Origin of the sequence: Actinomadura montaniterrae, assembly GCF_008923365.1 — a bacterium.
Classification (GTDB): domain Bacteria; phylum Actinomycetota; class Actinomycetes; order Streptosporangiales; family Streptosporangiaceae; genus Spirillospora; species Spirillospora montaniterrae.
In genome coordinates this window covers 1-20,048 of sequence record NZ_WBMR01000170.1, presented here as the reverse complement: position 1 = coordinate 20,048, position 20,048 = coordinate 1, and the positions used below count along the sequence as shown (strand labels likewise).

Annotated in this window: 19 protein-coding genes; 6 read left to right on the top strand and 13 right to left on the bottom strand. The window is 72.6% G+C overall.

Translation table 11 applies throughout. The features are described 5' to 3' along the window. From F9B16_RS37420 to F9B16_RS37410, 3 genes are all read right to left on the bottom strand, one after another. Window positions 1–701 (bottom strand): ATP-binding cassette domain-containing protein (locus F9B16_RS37420; RefSeq protein WP_151544962.1); only part of this gene is annotated, 701 nt, incomplete at its 3' end. Between the two features lie 52 nt (window positions 702–753). Then, complete coding sequence (locus tag F9B16_RS37415; protein ID WP_151544961.1) at window positions 754–1,419, bottom strand: DUF4097 family beta strand repeat-containing protein; 666 nt, start codon at window positions 1,417–1,419, stop codon at window positions 754–756. A 272-nt stretch (window positions 1,420–1,691) separates the two neighbouring features. Further along, window positions 1,692–2,408: a TetR/AcrR family transcriptional regulator gene (locus tag F9B16_RS37410; protein WP_151544960.1), complete on the bottom strand. Its 717-nt coding sequence runs from the start codon at window positions 2,406–2,408 to the stop codon at window positions 1,692–1,694. 52 nt (window positions 2,409–2,460) lie between these two features. On the opposite strand from F9B16_RS37410, the gene F9B16_RS37405 reads away from it, so the two are divergent. Beyond that, window positions 2,461–3,909: a DHA2 family efflux MFS transporter permease subunit gene (locus F9B16_RS37405; protein WP_151544959.1), complete on the top strand. Its 1,449-nt coding sequence runs from the start codon at window positions 2,461–2,463 to the stop codon at window positions 3,907–3,909. Between the two features lie 26 nt (window positions 3,910–3,935). On the opposite strand, the gene F9B16_RS37400 is transcribed toward F9B16_RS37405, so the two are convergent. Beyond that, window positions 3,936–4,301: an Mth938-like domain-containing protein gene (locus F9B16_RS37400; RefSeq protein ID WP_151544958.1), complete on the bottom strand. Its 366-nt coding sequence runs from the start codon at window positions 4,299–4,301 to the stop codon at window positions 3,936–3,938. A gap of 256 nt (window positions 4,302–4,557) precedes the next feature. On the opposite strand from F9B16_RS37400, the gene F9B16_RS51520 reads away from it, so the two are divergent. Beyond that, on the top strand, window positions 4,558–4,728 hold the full coding sequence (locus tag F9B16_RS51520; protein WP_192809180.1) for a hypothetical protein: 171 nt from the start codon (window positions 4,558–4,560) through the stop codon (window positions 4,726–4,728). Between the two features lie 7 nt (window positions 4,729–4,735). Here F9B16_RS51520 and F9B16_RS37395 read toward each other — a convergent pair whose 3' ends face one another. The 3 genes from F9B16_RS37395 to F9B16_RS37385 form a co-directional block, all read right to left on the bottom strand. Next, complete coding sequence (locus F9B16_RS37395; RefSeq protein WP_151544957.1) at window positions 4,736–5,608, bottom strand: oxygenase MpaB family protein; 873 nt, start codon at window positions 5,606–5,608, stop codon at window positions 4,736–4,738. 292 nt (window positions 5,609–5,900) lie between these two features. Next, window positions 5,901–7,721, bottom strand: coding sequence for a hydantoinase B/oxoprolinase family protein (locus F9B16_RS37390; RefSeq protein ID WP_151544956.1), 1,821 nt, complete (start codon window positions 7,719–7,721; stop codon window positions 5,901–5,903). Then, entirely contained in the window at window positions 7,718–9,805 is a 2,088-nt protein-coding gene (locus F9B16_RS37385) for a hydantoinase/oxoprolinase family protein (protein WP_151544955.1), read from the bottom strand. Before F9B16_RS37385 ends, F9B16_RS37390 begins: the two co-directional genes overlap by 4 nt. Before the next feature lie 176 nt (window positions 9,806–9,981). Here F9B16_RS37385 and F9B16_RS37380 point away from each other — a divergent pair, with 176 nt between their 5' ends. From F9B16_RS37380 to F9B16_RS37370, 3 genes are all read left to right on the top strand, one after another. Further along, entirely contained in the window at window positions 9,982–10,356 is a 375-nt protein-coding gene (locus F9B16_RS37380) for an FKBP-type peptidyl-prolyl cis-trans isomerase (protein ID WP_151544954.1), read from the top strand. 128 nt (window positions 10,357–10,484) lie between these two features. Further along, window positions 10,485–11,450 carry an ABC transporter ATP-binding protein gene (locus tag F9B16_RS37375; RefSeq protein WP_151544953.1) on the top strand — a complete coding sequence of 322 codons (966 nt, stop codon included), beginning with the start codon at window positions 10,485–10,487 and terminating at the stop codon, window positions 11,448–11,450. Then, complete coding sequence (locus F9B16_RS37370) at window positions 11,447–12,265, top strand: ABC transporter permease subunit (protein WP_151544952.1); 819 nt, start codon at window positions 11,447–11,449, stop codon at window positions 12,263–12,265. The genes F9B16_RS37375 and F9B16_RS37370 overlap by 4 nt, the downstream gene beginning before the upstream one ends. 6 nt (window positions 12,266–12,271) lie before the next feature. Here the strand turns inward: F9B16_RS37370 and F9B16_RS37365 are convergent, their stop codons facing one another. Next, a complete protein-coding gene (locus F9B16_RS37365) occupies window positions 12,272–12,919 on the bottom strand; it encodes an SRPBCC family protein (RefSeq protein WP_151544951.1) in 648 nt (215 codons plus the stop codon). A 211-nt stretch (window positions 12,920–13,130) separates the two neighbouring features. Here F9B16_RS37365 and F9B16_RS37360 point away from each other — a divergent pair, with 211 nt between their 5' ends. Further along, window positions 13,131–13,976: a polysaccharide deacetylase family protein gene (locus F9B16_RS37360; protein ID WP_151544950.1), complete on the top strand. Its 846-nt coding sequence runs from the start codon at window positions 13,131–13,133 to the stop codon at window positions 13,974–13,976. Here the strand turns inward: F9B16_RS37360 and cutA are convergent. From cutA to F9B16_RS37335, 5 genes are all read right to left on the bottom strand, one after another. Next, on the bottom strand, window positions 13,922–16,411 hold the full coding sequence (gene cutA, locus F9B16_RS37355; RefSeq protein WP_151544949.1) for an aerobic carbon-monoxide dehydrogenase large subunit: 2,490 nt from the start codon (window positions 16,409–16,411) through the stop codon (window positions 13,922–13,924). The genes F9B16_RS37360 and cutA overlap by 55 nt on opposite strands. Next, complete coding sequence (locus F9B16_RS37350; protein ID WP_151544948.1) at window positions 16,411–16,956, bottom strand: (2Fe-2S)-binding protein; 546 nt, start codon at window positions 16,954–16,956, stop codon at window positions 16,411–16,413. The genes cutA and F9B16_RS37350 overlap by 1 nt, the downstream gene beginning before the upstream one ends. Further along, window positions 16,956–17,819: an FAD binding domain-containing protein gene (locus tag F9B16_RS37345; protein ID WP_151544947.1), complete on the bottom strand. Its 864-nt coding sequence runs from the start codon at window positions 17,817–17,819 to the stop codon at window positions 16,956–16,958. Before F9B16_RS37345 ends, F9B16_RS37350 begins: the two co-directional genes overlap by 1 nt. Then, window positions 17,816–19,267, bottom strand: coding sequence for a uracil-xanthine permease family protein (locus F9B16_RS37340; protein ID WP_151544946.1), 1,452 nt, complete (start codon window positions 19,265–19,267; stop codon window positions 17,816–17,818). The genes F9B16_RS37345 and F9B16_RS37340 overlap by 4 nt, the downstream gene beginning before the upstream one ends. Window positions 19,268–19,409: 142 nt before the next feature. Further along, window positions 19,410–20,048 (bottom strand): PucR family transcriptional regulator (locus F9B16_RS37335; protein ID WP_192809179.1); only part of this gene is annotated, 639 nt, incomplete at its 5' end.

Sequence of the window (20,048 nt, the reverse complement as noted above, 5' to 3'; positions counted from 1 at the left end):
CCGCCGGGGATGAGGCGTTTGAGGTCGTCGGCGGTGCCTTCGGCGATGAGGTGGCCGTGGTCGAGGAGGGCGATGTGGTCGGCGAGTTCGTCGGCTTCTTCGAGGTATTGGGTGGTGAGGAAGATGGTGACGCCGTCGGCGACCAGGTCGCGGACGATGCCCCACATGGCGCGGCGGCTGCGCGGGTCCAGCCCGGTGGACGGCTCGTCCAGGAAGATCAGCCGCGGGTCGCCGACCAGCGTCATCGCCAGGTCCAGACGGCGCTGCATCCCGCCGGAGTAGGTGGAGGCGGGCTTGCGCGCCGCCTCGACCAGGTCGAACCGCTCCAGCAACTCGGCGGCCTTGCGGCGGCCGTCGCGGCGGGACAGGTGCTTCAGGTCGGCCATCAGCAGCAGGTTCTCCTCACCGGTCAACAGCTTGTCGACCGCGGAGTACTGGCCGGTGACACCGATCGCGCCACGCACATCGTCGGCCTGACGCCCCAGGTCGTAACCGGCGACCTGCACCTGACCGGCGTCAGCGGAGATGAGGGTGGACAGGATCTGGACGGTGGTGGTCTTGCCGGCGCCGTTGGGGCCCAGCAGGGAAAAGATCGTCGCTTCGGGGACGGTCAGGTCGACGCCGTCCAGCACGACCTTCTCGCCGGTCTTGTCGCGGTAGGACTTGCGCAGCCCTTCCGCCTGGATCGCCAAGTTCGTCATCGGGGGACTCCTTGAAGAGGGGTTGAGCGGGCCCGCCGGGCGGGCCCGCTGGTCACAGGCTGCGGGCGGTGATGTCGCCGCGGGAGGTGGTGGCTCGGACGTCCAGCTCGGTGCTGCCGTCGTTCTTCAGGCTGTTGGAGATCCGGCCGGCGGGGGCCGAGGCGTCCAGGGCGGCCGAGACGCCGGGGGCGGCGGCGATGGTGATGTCGCCGGACTGGGTGCGCAGGTCGACCTGGCCGGGGCCGGCGGCGTGGGCGATGCGGATGTCGCCGCGCTGGGTGCTGATGTCGGCGGGGCCGTTGAGGTGGCCGACCTCCACGTCGCCGTCGGTCGCGGTCAGCTGCACGCTCGTCGCTTCATCGATCGTGATGTCGCGGTAGGCGCCCTCGAATGCGATGTCGCCGAGGCGTCCGACGGCGCGGAACTCGGTGGCGGCCGCAGTGACCTGCAGGTGGGATCCGGCGGGCAGCTGGACCGTCACCTCGATCGCGCCGGTGGAGCCGAGGTGGTGGTTGCCGGTGGCGGCCCGCACCTGCAGGGTTCCGTCGGCGAACTCGACGGTGGCCTGCTCGGCGGCCTTGACATCGCGGCCCTTGGCCGGGTTCGCGGGACGGACGTCCACGACGGTGTCGGCGCGGTCGGCGGCGATCACCTGCACCCGGCCGGCGGGGACGGTGAGGGTGGCGGTGATCGGGGCGGGGGTGGTGTAGGTGTTCATCTGTGTTGCTCCTTGCCGGGGGTTCGCCGTGCGGCCTGCTCGTTTCTGACAACGCAAACGCTACGTTGCGTTTGTCAATCCAGCAAGGAGTATGTTGCGCAGAAGGTGTATTTTCCCAGGTGACTGCTTAATTATTGTTGCAATGGCGCGGAGATCAATGCAACGACATGGCATTACTTGTTGCAATGGAGTGTGAGTGAACGCTACGGCGTAGCGGCAAGCGCGGGCGGCGGTGCCCGTTGTCGGTGTGACCGCGCGCGAGGCGGCCGTGGTTACGAGGGCCGGCGGGTGAGGCCGTCGAGCATCAGGTTGAGGGTGAACTCGAATCGGCGGTGCCCGCTGCCGGAGGTGAGTTCGGCGGCGTGCCTTCTGGTGTGCGGGAACCGGTCGGCGGGCAGGGTGCCGAGCCGGTGCAGGAGTTCGTCGCCGCTGAGGACCCACTCCTGGTCCTGGTCGGTCTTCCGCGCCTGGACCAGGGAGATCTCCAGGGTGTAGGCGGCGACGTAGAGGGACAGGGCGTCCAGTGCCCAGGCCGCGGTCTGGGGTTCGACTCCGCCGGCGAGCAGGATCGCCAGGATCGCCTCGCTCACCCGGAGGGTCTCCAGGTTGGTGGGGACGGTGGCCAGTGCCGCGCGTGAGATGCCCGGGTAGCGCAGGTACTGGTCGCGGATCTGGGCGTACACCTGCAGGATCTGGTCCCGCCAGCGGTCCGGGTCGGGTTCGGGCAGGACGAGTTCGGAGCTGAGCCGTCCGATGATCAGGTCGTCGATGTCGGCCTTGTTGACCACGTGCGCGTACAGCGAGGACGGGCTGGTGCCCAGTTCGCCGGTGATGGCGCGGATCGTCAGCGCGTCGTAGCCCTGGGTCTCGACGACGCGCAGGGCGGCGTCGACGATGCGGTCGACGGTGAGGGGCGCGCGGCGCGGCGCGGGTGCGGCGCCGGGCTGGAGGTGGCGGGCCGCCCGGCGCGCCCTCGGATCTTGGGCCATGCCCCCATCCTAGCTTTGACACGAACTAAGTTCGTCACATAGAACTTAGTTCATGACTACTGAACAAAGTTCTCCCCGGCCGCGCTCCCCCGCCGCGGCGTCCCCGGTCCTGCCGCTGCGCCGGGCCTGGCTCGTCCTGGCGGTCGTGGTCATCGCCGACGTCATGGACGTGCTGGACTCGACCGTCGCCAACCTCGCCGGGCCCTCGATCCGGGCCGATCTCGGCGGTGCCGACACCACCGTGCAGTGGGTCCTGGCCGCCTACACCGCCGCGTTCGCCCTCGGCCTGGTGACCTCCGGCCGGCTGGGCGACCTGGTCGGCCGCCGCCGCCTGTTCCTGGCGGGCATGGCCGGGTTCACCGTGGCGTCATTGGCGTGCGGTCTCGCGCCCGGTACCGGGTTCCTGATCGGCGCCCGCGCACTGCAGGGCCTGTGCGGGTCGGTGATGATCCCGCAGGGCTTCGCGCTGGTGAAGATCGTCTTCCCGCCCGCGCAGCTGCGCCGGGCCCTCATCCCGTTCGGCCCGATCATGGGCCTGGCCACGGTGGCCGGCCCGCTGCTGGCCGGCTGGCTGCTGCACCTGGACCTGTTCGGCGGGCAGTGGCGCTCGATCTTCCTGATCAACGTCCCGATCGGCGTCGCCGCCTGGATCCTCGGCTCGCGCGTGCTGCCCCGCAACGCGGGCGAGGACGCCTCCGCCCGCCTGGACGTGCGCGGTGTCGCCCTGCTCACGCTGGCCTCGGCGCTGCTGATCATTCCGTTGGTGCAGGGCCGCGACCTCGGCTGGCCGGTCTGGACCTACGCCATGATGGCCGCGTCGGTGCTGGTGTTCGCGCTGTTCACGGTCTCCGAACGCCGCAGCGCCCATCCCGTGATCGCCCCGTCGCTGCTGCGCAGGCGCAGCTTCGTCGTGGGACTGGTCATCGTCTGCGGCTTCTACGCCGCGCTCACCGGATTCCAGCTCGCCCTCAACCTGATGCTCCAGCTCGGGGCGCACTGGACCCCGCTGCACAACGGCCTCACGCTGATCCCCTGGGCCGTGGGCAGCGCCGTCGCCGTCGGCCTCGCCGGAGCGTTCCTCGCCGAGCGGCTCGGCCGCGCCACCCTGCAGCTCGGCCTCGGCATCGCCGCCGCCGGGCTGATCGGGCTCGACTGGACCATCGTCCGGTTCCAGGACTCGCTGACCTCCTGGACCCTCGCGCCCGCCCTGCTGGTCATCGGCTTCGGCTCCGGGCTGGTGTTCATCCCCGTGTTCGACTACGTCCTCGGCGACGCCACCGCCGACGAGGCCGGCACCGGATCCGGCGTGCTCAACGCCGTCCAGCAGTTCGCGAACGCGACCGGCGCCGCCGCCCTCGGCACCGCCTTCTTCGCCCGGGCCGGACACGGCGGCTTCTTCGGCGCCGGCGAACTCATCACCGCCCTCGCCGCCGCCCTCTACCTGCTCACGCTTGTTCTGGTCGGCCTCCTCCCCAAACACACCCAGCACGCGGACCACTGACCGGGAGGTCCGGGCTTCGTGCCGGGTCAGCAGGTGGAATGAAAGAGGCCTCCGACGGCGGCTCGGCCGACCAGCCCGTTGTAGATCTCCACCGCCGCGGTCGTTCCTTCCACGAAGACCTCGACGTCGTGTTCCTGCAGCAGTTCGATGGTCTCCGGCATGGTGCGCAGCCGCAGTTCCATTCCCCTGCTGAGCACGACGGTCGTGCATCCGCGGTCGAGGAGTTCCTGGACGTCCGCGGGCTGGATTCCCGGTTCATGCCGGGTTCCGTGCTCGTTCCAGTCCCATTCCCGGCCGCCTCCCGGATACAGCTTGAAGTCCTTGCCGGGAGGCAGCCCTTCGACCTCCATGCGTCCCCAGGACAGGTGGGAGATGCGGGGCGATGCCGTCATGCGGTCATCCTCCCACGTGCCCTGCGCCCCGGCGATAACCACCTACCTGCCTATTTCGCCCGGATGACGTTTTTGTTGTCCACGTCACATTTCTTTTTGTGGCGCACATCGCATGGTCGGGGACTCCAGGATGATGGCCAGAAAACTTAGAATGAGGGCGTTGTTCTTCTATCGATGCCATTCGAAGCGCCTGTGACACTGGTCACCTCGGGCGATTCGTGAAGGGAATTCGCAGCCCTTCGGGAAGGCGCATCACATGATCGACGTCAACCTCGCCATGGTCTTCCTCGTGCTCGGGGCGGGTGCGGTGCTCACCGTCCTGATCAGCGGGTTCCTGGGATGGGCGGTGCGGGCTCGCGCGGGTTCGGCTGCTCCCGCGACCGGCGTTCACCGGACGCGGGAGGACGAGCGGCTGACCGTTTCCTGAGCGCCGGTCAGGTGCCCGCCTTCTTGGGCTTGAGGAGTTCCAGCACCGCGGCGTCCCCGTGCTGCCCGATGAGGTCGACCGGGGTGTCCGCCTTCTGTCCGGCGGCGACGTGCTCCTTGAGCGCCTGCAGGAGTGTGACGCCCTCGTCGCTGTGGCCGTATCCGGGGCTCGCGACGATGAGCTCCCAGAGGTGCCGCGCCTCGTCGAACGTGTCGGGGAGGCCGCCTTCCTCGATGCCCATGGCGGAGCCGATGATCTTCCAGACGCCCATCCAGGTGAGGAGCGCGTCGCCCTCCGGGACGTCCTCCCCGACCTCCTTCAGCCCGATGAGGGGCGTGTAGGAGAAGGTCAGCAGCGTGTAGGCGAGGCTGACCTGGTTGATGTAGGGGTGGTCCGGCGGCGCCGGGTTCGTCTCCGCGATCGTGACGTGGCGGTCGCCGAGGGCCTCGTGGACGATCGCCAGCCCGAAGCCGCCGGCGCCCTCGGCGAATCCCTTCCGGACACTGTCCATGACCTGGTCGGTCTTCTCGAGACGTTCTGGAACGAAGCCGACTTCGGCGAGCCGCCGTGTCTCCACCAGCAGTTTTGCGCCGTCGATGTAGGCGTAGGTCTGCGGAAGGGACCGGACCAGCAGGAGGATCTCGTATGTGTTGTCGATTCCGGCGTTGACCGCTCCGAATGCGTTGATGCGAGTGAGATGCCGTTTCGCCGTCTCTGCGGTGAGCGATCCGTTCTGGACGAGGCGGTCGAGCAGGGTCGCGTTGTCGAGGTCCGCGCCACCGTTCTCCATGATCGGCTTGAGCGCTCCATAGAGTGTCCCCGCCGCGCTCAGCGGCCTCTTGCGGGCCTCCGCCACCTGGTCCTGCGTCGTCCACACCATGCGGACACCTCCCCGTGCTGGATTGCCCGCAGATTAAAGGACCATTTGGCCTGTGTGACGGTGCGGACACTGTCCGTATCCGGACGTTGGGAGAGTTCGCAGGCCCCGCCCGCCAAGGAGCCCTCTAGCCGTAAGCGGCCACGGGATTTGTTGGCGCGACGGATGGCTCCGGACGGCGTGCGGGCATGTCGCGGACGGTGACCTCGTACCTGGCGGTCCTGTCTCCGTTCAGGCGGCCGACGAGGAGACGGGCCTGGTCGGGACCACTGTGCGGGTTCCCCGAAGGTGAAGGTCAGGCCGGGTGGCGGTCCACGTCCGCGGAGGTCGCGCCGCCGGAGAGAGTCGGGTAGCCGGGGCCGCGGTCGAAGAACGGGACGGGGCCGCGCTCGGCGCGCAGGCGCGTGCGCAGGGCCTCGGTTGCGGGCACGTCCACTTCGGCGCCGCGGAGGACGACGCCGTAGTCGTCGCGTGCGCCGTCCGGGGAGACCTTGCCGTCGCGGACGTCCGCCGCGACGCGGGACGGGACGCGGTCCAGGGGGTCGCCCCAGCCGCCGCCCCCGGTGGTGCGGATGCGGATGACCTGGCCGGCGCGGACGGGGTGGTCGTCGACGAGGCCGTCCATCGGGACGCCGTCGATGTCGACGCGGAACGGGCGCCCGGCGCGGCCCCCGTTGACGCCCCAGCAGGACAGGATGGAGCGGTCGGCGATCGACATGTAGTGGGCGTCGCGGAGCATGCGGATGTGCTTGTCGTAGCCGAGGCCGCCGCGGAACTCGCCGGGGCCGCCGGAGTCGGTGGCGAGGCCGAGGCGCTCGACGAGGAACGGCCAGCGCGCCTCGGCGAACTCGGCGGGGATGTTGCGGGAGTCGGGGACGATGTGGATGGTGTCCTCGCCGTCGGCGTAGGGGCGTCCGCCGGAGCCGCCGCCGAGGACCTCGCGCATCAGGTAGGGGCCGCGGTCGTCCTCGCCGTAGACGCCGGTGTAGCGGATCGTCTCCTGGTCGGCGGGCATGCGGCCGTTCGTGGCCTTGGCGAGGACGCCCGCGAGGACGCCGAGGAGGCGCAGGATGACGAACGTGCGGGCGTTCGTCGGGGCCGGGAAGACCGGGGTGAGCAGCGTGCCCTTCTCCGGGAACCGCATCTCGATCAGGGGGACGACGCCCTCGTTGACGTCGAGTTCGGCGGCGCGCTCGGGCGTGTCGGCGAGGTTGCGCAGGACGGGCGCGAGCCACTTCTTCAGGAACACGCCGTCGGCGTAGTCGCCGGCGTGGTTGATCGGGCCCTTGGCCTGCGGCGACGTCCCGGCGAAGTCGATGACGAGCGGGACGTCGGCGGACCTCTCGACGGTGAGGGTGATGCGCTGGGCGTGCAGGCGGGGCGGGTCGACGCCGTCGTGCTCGGCGTAGTCCTCCCAGACGAACACGCCGTCGGGGATCCTGGCGAGCAGCTCGCGGCGGAACGTGTCGGTGGTGCGGGAGATGACGGCGTCGAAGCAGGCCTCGACGTCCGCGCGGCCGTAGCGGGCGAACAGGTCGCCGAGGCGGCGGGCGCCCATGAGGCAGGCGGAGCATTCGGCGTCGAGGTCGCCGGCGAGGGAGTCGGGCATCCGCGAGTTGCGGGTCATGATGGCGAGCGCGGCCCGGTTCGGGACGCCCCGGTCCCAGAGCTTGATGGGCGGGACCATCAGGCCCTCTTCGTAGGCGCTGCGGGCGTGGCTCGGCATGGAGCCGGGGACGGCGCCGCCGATGTCGTCGTGGTGCCCGAACGCCTGGACGAACGCGACGACCTCGCCGCCGTGGAACACCGGGACGGTCACGCAGAGGTCGGGGAGGTGGCCGATGCCGCCTTCGGACAGGTACACGTCGTTGTGGAAGAAGACGTCGCCGGGGCGCATCTCCTCGATCGGGAAGTCCCGGGCGACGGGCTGGACGAGCGCGGAGTAGGAGCGTCCGGTGAGCTTGCGGAGCCGCCGGTCGTGGATGCCGGCGCGGAAGTCGTGGGCGTCCCGGATCATCGGGGAGCGGGCCGTGCGGGCGATGGCCGTCTCCACCTCGCGCTCCACGGACGCAAGGGTGCCTTCGACGATCTCCAAGAGGATCGGGTCGACGCTCATCGGCCCTCCCCCGCGGTCACCACGAGGTCGCCGTGCGGGTCGAGGCGGGCGGTGAAGCCTGGGTGCAGCGGGAGGGTGGAGCCGAACTCCTCGATGACCGCGGGCCCGTCGACGGCGTCGCCGGGGGCGAGCTTCTCGCGCCGGTACACCGGTGTCTCCTCCCAGTCGTCGAAGTACACCCGGCGGGTGCCGGTGCGCGCGCGTGATGGGTCGCCGTCGCCCGGCGGGCGTTCCGGGAGCCGCGGCCGCTCGATCGGCCCGATGCCGGACACGCGCAGGTTGACCCATTCGACGGGGTGGCGCGGATCGTCGCGGTGGCCGTAGCCGTACCGGTCGGTGTGCGCGTCGTGGAACCGGCGGACGACCTCCGCGCGGAACGCCTCGTCCGGCGGCCCGGCCGGGGCCGTGACGCGGACCTCGAACGCCTGCCCGTAGTACCGCAGGTCGGCGGACCGGACGAAGCGGCGCCGCTCCTCGGGGAAGCCTTCGCGGGCGAGCGCCGCGCCGGCCTCGTCCTCCAGCTCGGCGAACGTCTCCGCGAGGACGGCGGCGTCCAGCTCGGCGTCGCGGACGACGCGCGTGCGCACGTGGTCGTTCTTCACGTCCACGGTGAGCAGCCCGAACGCGGACAGGTTGCCGGGGTTCTCCGGGACGACGGCGGCGGGCAGGCCGAGCACGTCGAGGAGCCGGCACGCCAGCAGCGGCCCGGACCCGCCGAACGCGACGAGCGGGTAGTCGCGGACGTCAAGCCCCCGCTGGACGGTGATCTGCCGGATCGCGTTGGCCTGGTTCCACGCGGAGATCTCCAGGATCCCGGCGGCGGCCCGCTCGACGGTCAGCCCGAGTCCGGCGGCGAGCTCCTCGAGCCCGGCGCGGGCCGCGGGCACGTCGAGCGGCACCTCGCCGCCGAGCAGGTGCGGCGGGATGCGGCCGAGGACGGCGTGCGCGTCGGTGACCGTGACCTCGGTGCCGCCGCGGCCGTAGCAGAGCGGGCCGGGGTCGGCGCCGGCGCTGCGCGGCCCGACCTTCAGCGCGCCGTCCGGCGACCGCCGCGCGACCGACCCGCCGCCGGCGCCGACCGTCACGATGTCGATCATCGGGATCTTGACGGGATGGCGGCCGATCGTCCCCTCGGTGGTGACGGTCGGCTCGCCGTCCAGCACGACGGCGACGTCGGTGGACGTGCCGCCGCCGTCGAGGGTCACGACGGAGCGGCGGCCGCCGCGGGACGCGACGAACGCGGCGCCGAGCGCGCCCGCCGCCGGGCCGGACAGCACCGTCGTGATCGGCTGCCGGGCCACCTCGTCCGCCGACAGCACGCCGCCGTTGCTCTTCATCACCAGCAGCCGGGACGCGACGCGCTCGGCGATCCGCGCGAGGTAGCCGTTCATCGCGGGCTTGACGGCGGCGTCCACCAGCGTCGTCACGGACCGCTCGTACTCGCGGTACTCGCGCAGCACCTCGCACGACAGGGACACGACCGCGTCCGGGTGCTCGCGGCGCAGCACCTCCCGCATCGCGAGCTCGTGGGCCGGGTTCGCGTAGGAGTGCAGGAAGCACACGCCGATCGCGCGGATCCCCGCGTCGCGGAACCAGCGCGCCGCCGCGACGGCCGACTCCTCGTCGAAGGGTCGCAGCTCGGCGCCGGTGTGGTCGAGCCGCCCGCCGACGGTCCGCACCCGATGGGCGGGGACGATCCGGGGCGGCTTCACCCAGAAGTAGCTGTTGCCGTAGCCGTCCGGGACGCTCTGCCGCGCGATCTCCAGCATCGACTCGAAGCCGTCGGTGGTGACGAACCCGAGGTCGTCGATCCGGTCCTCCAGCAGCCGGTTCGTCGCGACGGTCGTGCCGTGCGACAGCGACGCGACGTCCTCGGGCGACGCGCCGAGCAGGCCGAGCACCTTGGCGACGCCCGCCGCGAACCCCTCGGCGGGGTCGGCGGGCGTGGACGGGGTCTTGGTGGTGACGGGCTCGCCGCCGGCCCCGTCCGCCCCGCCGCCGGCCCCGTCCTCCCCGATGTCCAGCGCGACGACGTCGGTGAACGTCCCGCCCGTGTCGATCCCGATCCGCAGCCGCCGTGCCATGCCCAACGGTCTACCGGACGGCCCGCACCTGCGGAACCGTCGCAATGTGCCAACAGGACGGCCGGTCTTTGGGCAGGGCGCGCGCCGCGGCCGGGGGACGCGCTGCCGCCGCGGGCGCGGCGCTAGGCTGGGCAGCCGTTCGCAACACGAAACCGACGACACGCTGGAGCCCGTCCATGGCGCTTGAACGCCCCGAGATCGACTTCCCCGAGGGACAGCCGCCCGCGCACCTCGACATCACCGACATCACCAAGGGCGACGGCCCCGAGGCCGTCAAGGGCTCGACCGTGTCGATGCACTACGTCGGCGTCTCCTGGTCCACCGGCGAGGAGTTCGACGCGTCCTGGAACCGGGGCGGCACGCTGGACTTCGAGCTCGGCTCCGGGCGCGTCATCAAGGGCTGGGACATGGGCATCGCCGGGATGAAGGTCGGCGGCCGGCGCAAGCTGGTCATCCCGCCGCACCTGGCCTACGGCGACCGCAGCCCGAGCCCGGCCATCAAGCCCGGCGAGACGCTGATCTTCGTCGTCGACCTGGTCGCGGTGCAATAGGACCGCGCTCCGCACGGCGGCGGGCGCGGCGACGCGCACGCCCAACGGCGGGCAATCGGGCGGTGAAAATCCGGCCGGTCGCCCGCCGCCGCCGTTTCCGGGGACGGCCCGTCCGGTATCAGACGTTCATGATCGAGGCGCGCGGGCTGACGAAGCGGTACGGCGACACCACCGCCGTCGACGGCGCCACCTTCAGCGTCGCGCCGGGCCGGGTGACCGGCTTCCTCGGCCCGAACGGCGCCGGGAAGACCACGACGATGCGGATGATCCTCGGCCTGGACCGCCCGACCGCCGGCGAGGTCACCGTCGGCGGCCGCCGCTACCGCACGCTCGGCGCGCCGCTGCGCGAGGTCGGCGCGCTCCTCGACGCCCGCAACGTGCACGGCGGCCGCACCGCGTACAACCATCTGCTGTGCCTCGCCAAGAGCAACGCGATCCCGCGCCGGCGCGTGGACGAGGTGCTGGACCTCGTCGGGCTGCGGAGCGTCGCGAAGAAGCGGTCCAAGGGGTTCTCGCTCGGCATGGGGCAGCGGCTCGGCATCGCCGCCGCGCTGCTCGGCGACCCCGGCGTGCTGATGTTCGACGAGCCGGTGAACGGCCTGGACCCGGAGGGCATCCTGTGGATCCGCACGCTGATGCGGCGGCTCGCGCGGGAGGGCCGCACCGTGTTCGTCTCCAGCCACCTGATGTCGGAGATGGCGCTGACCGCCGAGCACCTCGTCGTCATCGGGCGGGGACGCATCCTCGCCGACACCGGGATGGCCGAGTTCATCGGCGCGAACGCGACCAGCCACGTGCTGGTGCGCTCGCCGCAGGCCGCCGAGCTGGCGCGGCTGCTCGCCGGGCCGGGGCGGCGGCTGGAGCCCGACCCGGACGGCGCGCTGCGCGTGTACGGGGCGCGGGCGGCGGAGATCGGCGACGTCGCCGCCGACCACGGCCTGCGGCTGCACGAGCTGGCGACGGTCCAGCCGTCCCTGGAGGAGGCGTTCATGCGGCTGACCGGCGAGGCCGTCCAGTACCACGCCGGCGTGCCGGGCGCCGCCGGCCCGGCGGCTCCGGCTCCCGGGACCGGCGCTCCGGGGGCGGGCGCGTGAGCGCCCCCGCTGCCACGGGTCCGCGCCGCGATGCCGGGCGCGTCCGGTTCGGGCACGTGCTGTCCTCGGAGTGGACGAAGATCGCGACGGTCCGGTCGACGTTCTGGACGCTGCTGGCCGGCGCGGTCGTGCTGGTCGGGTTCTCCGCGCTGTGGGCGCTGGCGTTCACCGCGTCCTTCGACCAGATGAGCGCCCGGGACCGGGCGACGTTCACCCCGATGCTGCCGACGCAGGTCGCCTACTACTTCGGCCTGGTGATCTTCGGCGCGCTGGGCGTGCTGGTCATCACCGCCGAGCACGGCACCGGGATGATCAAGACGGCGCTGACGGCGGTGCCGCGGCGGGCCGCGTACCTGGCCGCCAAGACGGTGGTGCTGGGCGCGGTCGTGCTCGTGTTCGGGATCGTGGTGACGTTCGCGTCCTTCTACGCGGCGCAGGGGATCCTCGCGTCCAAGCACCTGGACGGGAACATCGGCGACCCGGGCGTGCTGCGCGCGATCGTCGGCGGCGGGATCTACCTCGCGCTGGTCGCGATCCTCGCGCTCGGCATCGGGACGCTGCTGCGCCACACCGCGGGCTCCATCGTGCTGCTGTTCGTGGTGCTGTTCGTGCTCGGCATCGCGGGCGGGTTCCTGCCGAGCTCGTGGGGCGACACGGTCAACAAGTTCCTGCCGTCCAACGCGGGCGGCGCGATCCTCGACCCCGTCCACAAGTCCGGCTCCCTCGCCCCGTGGACGGGCCTGGGCGTGTTCGCGGTGTACACGGCGGTCGTCCTGGCCGCCGCCGTGATCCTCTTCGAGCGCCGCGACGCCTGACCCGCCTCAGCGCCGGCGGCGGGCGAGGAAGTGGCCGAGGGCCACGCCGGCGAGGGCGACGGCGCCGCCGGCGGCGAACGCTGCGGTCATCGGCCACACACTTGAAGGGCGCGGCCCGGCGGCGGCACGTCCGGCGTACACGCGGCCGGTTCCCGGTTCCGGGGCGTGCGGCGCGGCGGGCGCGGCGCCCGGTTCCGGGGACGGCGCGGGCTCGGCCGGGGCGGTCAGGTCGCGTTCGACGGCGGCGAAGAACTCGCCGGCCGTCCGCTTGGCGACGCCGCCGAGCATCCGCTGCCCGACGCCGCCGATCATCCCGCCGACGACCGCGTCGGCGTCGTAGTCGACGCGGGTGGAGCCGCCGCCGTCCGACAGCCGGACGCGGACCGTCGCGTCCACCGTGCCGGGCGCGCCCTGGCCCTGCGCGCGCAGCGTGAACGAGCGCGGCGGGTCCGGGTCGGCGAGCTCGACGCTCCCGACGTAGGTGCCCTGGATGGACGCGACGCCGGCGGTGACCGTCATGCGGTAGGTGTCGGGGCCGGTCTCCTCCAGGGAGCGGCACCCGGGGATCGTCCGGGCGAGCACGGCCGGGTCCTGGAGCGCGTCCCAGACGCGGGCGAGCGGCGCGGCGACGCTGGCACTGCCGTTGACCTGCATGTTCCGACTTTAGGGAATGCGGGCGCCGCACCGAACGGCAACATGTGCCGAGTACACGCCGAGGATTGGGCAGATCCCCGGAGAGACCGCAGGGAAATGGTCAGATATGTCCGGCTGATTCCGTCGCGTGCGAACTCCCGGGCGTACGGGCGCGTCAACCGAAGCGAACGATCGAGAACCGAACCCCCCAACCGAATGGAGTACGCGGCCGATGCGAGGGAAGACGCCCGTGATCGCGATGGTGACCGCCGGAGTTTTCGGCGCGGCCGCGGGCGGCTGGCCGGTGGTCCGGGCCGAGGCGGGGGGCTCGTCGGGGCCGTCCATGCGGGCGCAGCTGACCTCTGTGCTCGCCGACCAGAAATGGGCGACGCCGAAGCCCGGCACCTGGACGCCGCCGAAGCCGTCCGCCGACGGCCTGCCCCCGGTCATCGACCACATCCAGACCACCGAGCCCGTCGTCTTCCTCACCATCGACGACGGCTACACCTACGACTCGGAGTTCGTCGACATCGTCCGCAAGGAGAAGGTGCCGATCCTGACGTTCCTGACCACGACGTACCTGCGCGGCCAGGGCCAGTACTTCCTCGCGATGCGCAACGCGGGCTCGCAGATCGAGGACCACACCGTCACCCACCCGAACATGCCGACGCTGTCCCCCGACGCGCAGAAGCGGCAGATCTGCGACTCGGCGGACGCGATCCAGCGCGAGTACGGCCGCCGCCCGCAGATCTTCCGGCCGCCGTTCGGCGCCTACAACCAGGCGACGCGGCAGGCGTCCAAGGAGTGCGGGATGAAGTCGATCCTCACCTGGACGGCGGAGTTCTACAACGGCACGTCCGGGCCCGGCGTCGGCTACAACGGGTTCGCGCGCGCCGACGGCGGCAAGGGCTTCAAGCCGGGCGACATCATCCTGATGCACTACCGCACGGGCCTCGCCGGGGAGTTCCGGATGATCCTCGGCTGGATCAAGCAGGCCGGGCTGCGGCCCGCCGCCGTGCAGAACTACCTGCCGCGCTCGCTCGGCGGCAACGCCCCGGAGACGCCCGCCGCGAACTGACCGCCGGTCGCGGCGCCGTCGCCGCCGGCCCGCGCGGTCTCCCGGACGCGCAGGCCCGGGTCGCCGGACGCCCGTTCGCGCAGCTCGTACAGGGCGTCCGGGGACAGCGGCATCGCCTCGACGCGCAACCCTTCGGCGTCCTCGACGGCGGAGGCGATGACGGCCGACACCGGGATGACGCCCGCCTCCCCCGCCCCCTTGATGCCGAGCGGGTTCAGCGGCGACGGCGTCTCCAGGTGGTCGGTCTCGATGCGCGGCACCTCCGTCGCGTACGGCATGAGGAAGTCCATGAACGAGGCGTTGAGGAGCTGGCCGGACTCGTCGTAGACCATCCGCTCGTAGAGGGCGCCGCCGACGCCCTGCGCGACGCCGCCGTGGATCTGCCCTTCGACGACCATCGGGTTGACGAGCTTGCCGCAGTCGTGGACGACCGCGTACCGCAGGATCGCGATCTCGGCGGTGTCCGGGTCGGTCTCCACGATCGCGGCGTGCGCGCCCGCGGCGAACGTCGACCGGACGGGCGAGTAGTAGCCGCGCCCCTCCAGGCCCGGCTCGTCCCCCTCCGCGACGGGCGGCTCCGTCGCGGGGCGGCCCACCGCGAACTGCGTCGCGGCGGCGGTCTCGTCGTCGAACGCGTACCGCAGTGGGTTCGACAGCACCGCGACCGTCCGCAGCGGGACGGACGCCGACCGGTCGCCGCGGACGTGCACGGACCCGTCGGTGATCTCCAGGTCGCGCGGGTCCGCTTCGAGGGCCTCGCCCGCGATCCGCAGCGCCTTCTCGCGGACCTTCCGGCACGCCAGCGCGATCGCGTTGCCGCTCATCACCGCGGCGCGCGACGCGAACGTGCCGACCGCGTACCCGAACCGGCGCGTGTCGCCGGTGGTGACGTGCACGTCCCGGATCGGGACGCCGAGCTCGGCGGCGGCGATCTGCGCGAAGACGGTCTCGTGGCCCTGCCCCTGCGAGGTCAGCCCGGTCGACACGTGTACCCGCCCGGCCGTGTCGATCTCGACGTGCCCGCCCTCGTACGGGCCGACGCCCGTCCCCTCGACGTACACGCCGACGCCGATGCCGATGCGGCGGCCGCGGCGCGCGGCGGCCTCCCGCTCCGCCTCGAACCCGTCCCACCCGATCAGCGCGCGGACCTTGCGCAGCAGTTCGGGGTAGTCGCCGGAGTCGTAGATCAGCGGGCGGCCGTCCTGGAACGTCAGGCCCTGGTCGTAGGGGAACTCGTCGGGCTGGATGAAGTTGGCGGCGCGGACGTCGGCGCGGTCGAGGCCGAGGTGGCGGGCGATGCGGTCCATCGTCCGCTCCATGCAGAACACGCCCTGCGGGCGGCCGGCGCCCCGGTACGGCGTGACGATGAGGGTGTTGGTGTAGAGGCTGACGACCTCCGCCCGGTACGCGCCGATCTTGTACGGGCCGAGCAGCTGCGTCGACGTGACGATCGGGATGATGATCCCGTACGGGGTGTAGGCGCCGTGGTCGTGCAGGATCCGCACGTCCAGGCCGAGGACGCGGCCGGCGTCGTCGAACCCGACCCGGACGTCCTGGAGCTGGCCGCGCTCGTGGGCGGCGGCGACGAAGTGCTCGCGGCGGTCCTCGGTCCACTTGATCTCGCGGTTCAGGAGCCGCGCGGCCCACGGGACGAGCACCTCCTCCGGCCACGGATGCACGATCTTCACGCCGAACCCGCCGCCGACGTCCGGCGCGACGACCTCGACCTTGCCGTTCGGCAGTCCGAGCCGCGCGGCGATCGCGGCGCGCACGCTGGTCGACGCCTGCGTGGACGAGTAGACGCGCAGCGACCCGTCGTCGGCGTCCCAGCGCGCGTACACGCCGCGCCCTTCCAGCGGCGTGGACGCCGACCGCTCGATCGACAGCCGGAACTCCAGCCGGTGCGGCGCGGCGTCGATCGCCGCGGCGGCGTCGCCCGTCTCCTGGACGAGGACGGCGCCGACATTGCCCGGCACGTCGTCGTGGACGAGGTACTCGGCGCGCTCGGCGTTCTCGATGCCGACGACGGCGGGCAGCGGCTCGTACTCGACGCGGATGCGCTCGGCGGCGTCCTCGGCGAGGTACCGGTCGCGGGCGACGACCATCACGACGGGCTCGCCGACGTGCCGGACGACGTCGCGGGCCAGCGGGTACCCGGTGCGGCCGTGCGTCAGCGCGGGGTGCGGGATGAGTAGCGGCAGCGGCTCGCCGACGCGTCCGGGCAGGTCCTCCCAGGTGTAGACGGCGACGAGGCCGTCCACGTCGAGCGCGCCGGACACGTCGACGTCGACGATGCGGGCGTGCGCGTGCGGGGACCGGACGAACGCCGCCGCGAGCGCGTCCCGGCCGAGGTCGTCCAGGTAGCGGCCCCGGCCGGTGAGGAGCCGGGCGTCCTCGCGGCGCTTGACCGGCTCGCCGAACACGCGCGTCCCCATCACGCCTCGCTCTCTGCGCCGGACCCGCCCGAGCCGCCGGACCCGCCGGGTGCGCCGGGCGCGCCGGCTTCCGCGAGCAGGTCGGCGGCGCGGTGCACCGACTTCACGATGTTCTGGTAGCCGGTGCAGCGGCACAGGTTCCCGGAGATGCCTTCGAGCACCTCGTCCTCCGTCGGGCGCGGCGTCTCCCGCAGCAGCGCGGTCACCGTGCACAGGAAACCGGGCGTGCAGAAGCCGCACTGCAGGCCGTGGCATTCGCGGAACGCCCGCTGGACCGGGGACGGCGTGCCGTCCGGCGCGGCGAGGCCTTCGACGGTCGTGATGGCGTGGCCCGCGGCCGTCACCGCGAACGTCAGGCAGGACCGCACCGGGTCGCCGTCCATCAGCACCGTGCAGCAGCCGCAGACGCCGTGCTCGCAGCCGACGTGGGTGCCGGTCAGGCCGAGGTCGTGCCGCAGCAGGTCCGACAGCAGCCGGCGGGCCGGGACGCGCGCCGTGCGGTGCACCCCGTTGACGGTCAGCGCGATGTCGTGGAGCTCCTCCATCAGTCCCGCGCCCTCCTCAAGGCCTCGGCCGCCGCCGTCGCCAGCGCCCGTTCCGTCAGTACCCCGGTCAGGTGGCGGCGGTAGCGGGCGCTCGCGTGGATGTCGGGCTCCGGGTCGATCCGCTCCCGCACGTACGCGGCGGCGGCCGGCCAGTCGCCGTGCGGCCCCGCCGCCTCCGCCAGGTCGAGGACGAGCGGCGCGGGCGCGATCCCGAGGTATCCGGCGCGGGCGGCGCCGACCCGCAGGTCCTCGTCGAGCGTGACGACCGCCGCGACGCCGGACAGCGCGTAGTCGCCGTGCCGCCGCGCCGTCTCGGTGAACGCCGTCCCTGTGCGGGGCGGCGCGGCGGGGAAGAACGCCGCGACGGCTAGCTCCCCCGGCGCGAGCGCCGACTCCAGCGGGCCGGTGAAGAAGTCCGCCGCCGGGATCGTCCGGCGCCCGCGCGCGGACGCGGCCTCGACCGTCCCGCCGAGGACGGCGAGCACGGCGGGCAGCTCCGCGGCCGGGTCGGCGTGCGCGAGGCTCCCGACGACCGTGCCGCGGTTGCGGATGACCGGATGCGCGACGTGCCGCAGCGCCCGGCCGAGCAGCGGCTGCACGGCCGCCGCCTCCACCGACCGCTCCACCCGCGCGTGCCGGGCGAGCGCGCCGACCCGCACCCCCTCGTCACCGCAGTGGACGGTGTCCAGCTCGGCGACGCCGTTGATGTCGACCAGGTCGGGCGGAGCGGCGAGCCGCATGTTGAGCAGCGGGATGAGGCTCTGCCCGCCCGCGAGCACCTTGGCCCGCGGGGCGTCCGCCAGCATGCCGAGCGCCTCGTCGACGGTGCGGGGCGCGTGGTGGCGGAACGGCGGCGGTTTCACGGCGCCTCGTCCTCGCCGCGCGGGCGGACCGGGCCGCCGATCTCCCGCTCGTCCGGCGCGATGACGCCGCCGCCCGCGCCGTCCGGGCGGCGCACCGCGTTCAGCAGGTGGTAGCCGACCAGCACCGCGATGGTGCCGAGCGCGATGCCCTGCAGCGGGAAGTCGTCGGTGATCTTCAGGGTGACGTTCCCGATCGCCAGGATGATCGCCGCCGCCACCGGGACGAGGTTGACCGGATCGCCGAAGTCGACCCGGTTCTCGATCCAGATCTTCGCGCCGAGCAGGCCGATCATCCCGTACAGCACGACCGTGATGCCGCCGAGCACCCCGCCCGGCGTCGCCGCGACCAGCGCGCCGAACTTCGGGCACAGCCCGAACAGGATCGCCACGATCGCCGCGACGTAGTAGGCGGCCGTCGAGTAGATCCGGGTCGCGGCCATGACGCCGATGTTCTCGGCGTAGGTCGTGGTGGGCGAGCCGCCGACCGCCGTGGCCAGCACCGTGCCGACGCCGTCCGCGCCGATCGCGCGGCCGAGCACCGGGTTCAGGTCGTCGCCGGTCATCGCCGCGACCGCCTTGACGTGCCCGGTGTTCTCCGCGATCAGCGCGATGACCGGCGGCAGCGCCAGCAGGATCGCCGAGGTCTTGAAGTCGGGCGCGTGCGTGTGCGGGAAGCCGAACCAGTCCGCCGCCTTCACCGCCGAGAAGTTCAGCCGGTCGTGCGGGAACGCCGTCGCGACGCAGAACGGCCCCTCCGCCGTGCACGCCTTCCCGGCCCCGTCCAGCAGGTTCTGCCCGGGCAGCACCGACGTGATCTGCCCGGCCGTCTTGTCGAGCACCCACGACAGGACGAACCCGAACACCAGCGCCAGCAGGATCGCGATCCGCGACCAGAACCCGCGCAGGATCACCGTGCAGAACACCGCGAAGCACAGCGTCGCCAGCGCGACCCACTGGTCCTGCGGCCAGTACGTGTTCGCGACCACCGGCGCCAGGTTGAACCCGATCAGCATCACGACCGCGCCCGTCACCACCGGCGGGAACACCCGGTGGATGACCTCGCCGCCGAGGAAGTGCACGATCACGCCGATCACCAGCAGCACCGCGCCCGCGACCAGGATCGCGCCGGTCACCCGCGCGCTGTCGCCGCCCGCCGCGCGGATCGCCGCGACCGCCCCGACGAACGAGGCGCTGGTGCCGAGGTAGCTCGGCACCCGGCCGCCGACGATCAGCAGGAACAGGATCGTCGCGAACCCCGACATCATGATCGACAGGTTCGGGTCCAGGCCCATCACCACCGGGAACACGAACGTCGCGCCGAACATCGCGACGACGTGCTGGGCGCCGATGCCGGCGGTGCGCGGCCACGACAGCCGCTCCCCCGGCCGGACGACCTCGCCGGGCGGCGGCGTGCGCCCGTCCCCGTGCAGCTTCCAGCCGATGACCATCCGGGGCTCCTCCTGGTCGACGTGGGCGTCCGCGCCCGCTCGCGCCTGCGGGCAACGTAGATCTACCCCGGTGGGCGGGCATCGGCGACATCTGCCGAAGTTCGGCGTGCCGTCCGGGCGGACCCGGACGGCGCCGCTACGCTCAGATACCGCGCATGCGCAGCACGTGCAGGGCGAGGGTGAGGTTGAGCCGCAGATGCGCGTCCTCGGTGAACGCCCCGAGCATCCGTTCCAGCTTGCCGATCCGGTACCGCAGGGTGTTGTAGTGGAAGTGCAGCCGCCGCGCCGTCTCGGCGACGTTGAGGTTGGTCTCCAGCAGCACCTGCAGGGTGCGGCGCAGGTCCACCAGCTCCGGCTCGTCGTCGGCCGCGAGCTCGCCGAGGGTCTCCCGGACGAACGCGTGCAGCTCCGCCGGATCCGACACCAGGCTCAGCAGCCGGTACACGCCGAGCTGGTCGAAGTGCGCCCGCGCGCCCGCGCCGTGCAGCTGCCGCCCGACCCGGACCGCCTTTACCGCCTGCTCGTAGGCCTCCGGCAGCTCCGCCGGGCACGTCACCGTCCGGCTGATGCCGGTGGAGAACGTGCGGCGCACCGGCAGGTGCTCGGCGAACAGCGCCGCCGCCTCCTTCACCATCGCCTGCACGGGGCCCGCGGGCAGCTCGCCGCCGCCGCCCTCCGTGACGGCGTCCGCGCCGACGACCGCGACGATCTCGTGCGCGAAGCTGGCGACCGCGGCACCGCGGTCGTGCCGCCGCACGGCGGTGCTCCACGCCGCGGCGAG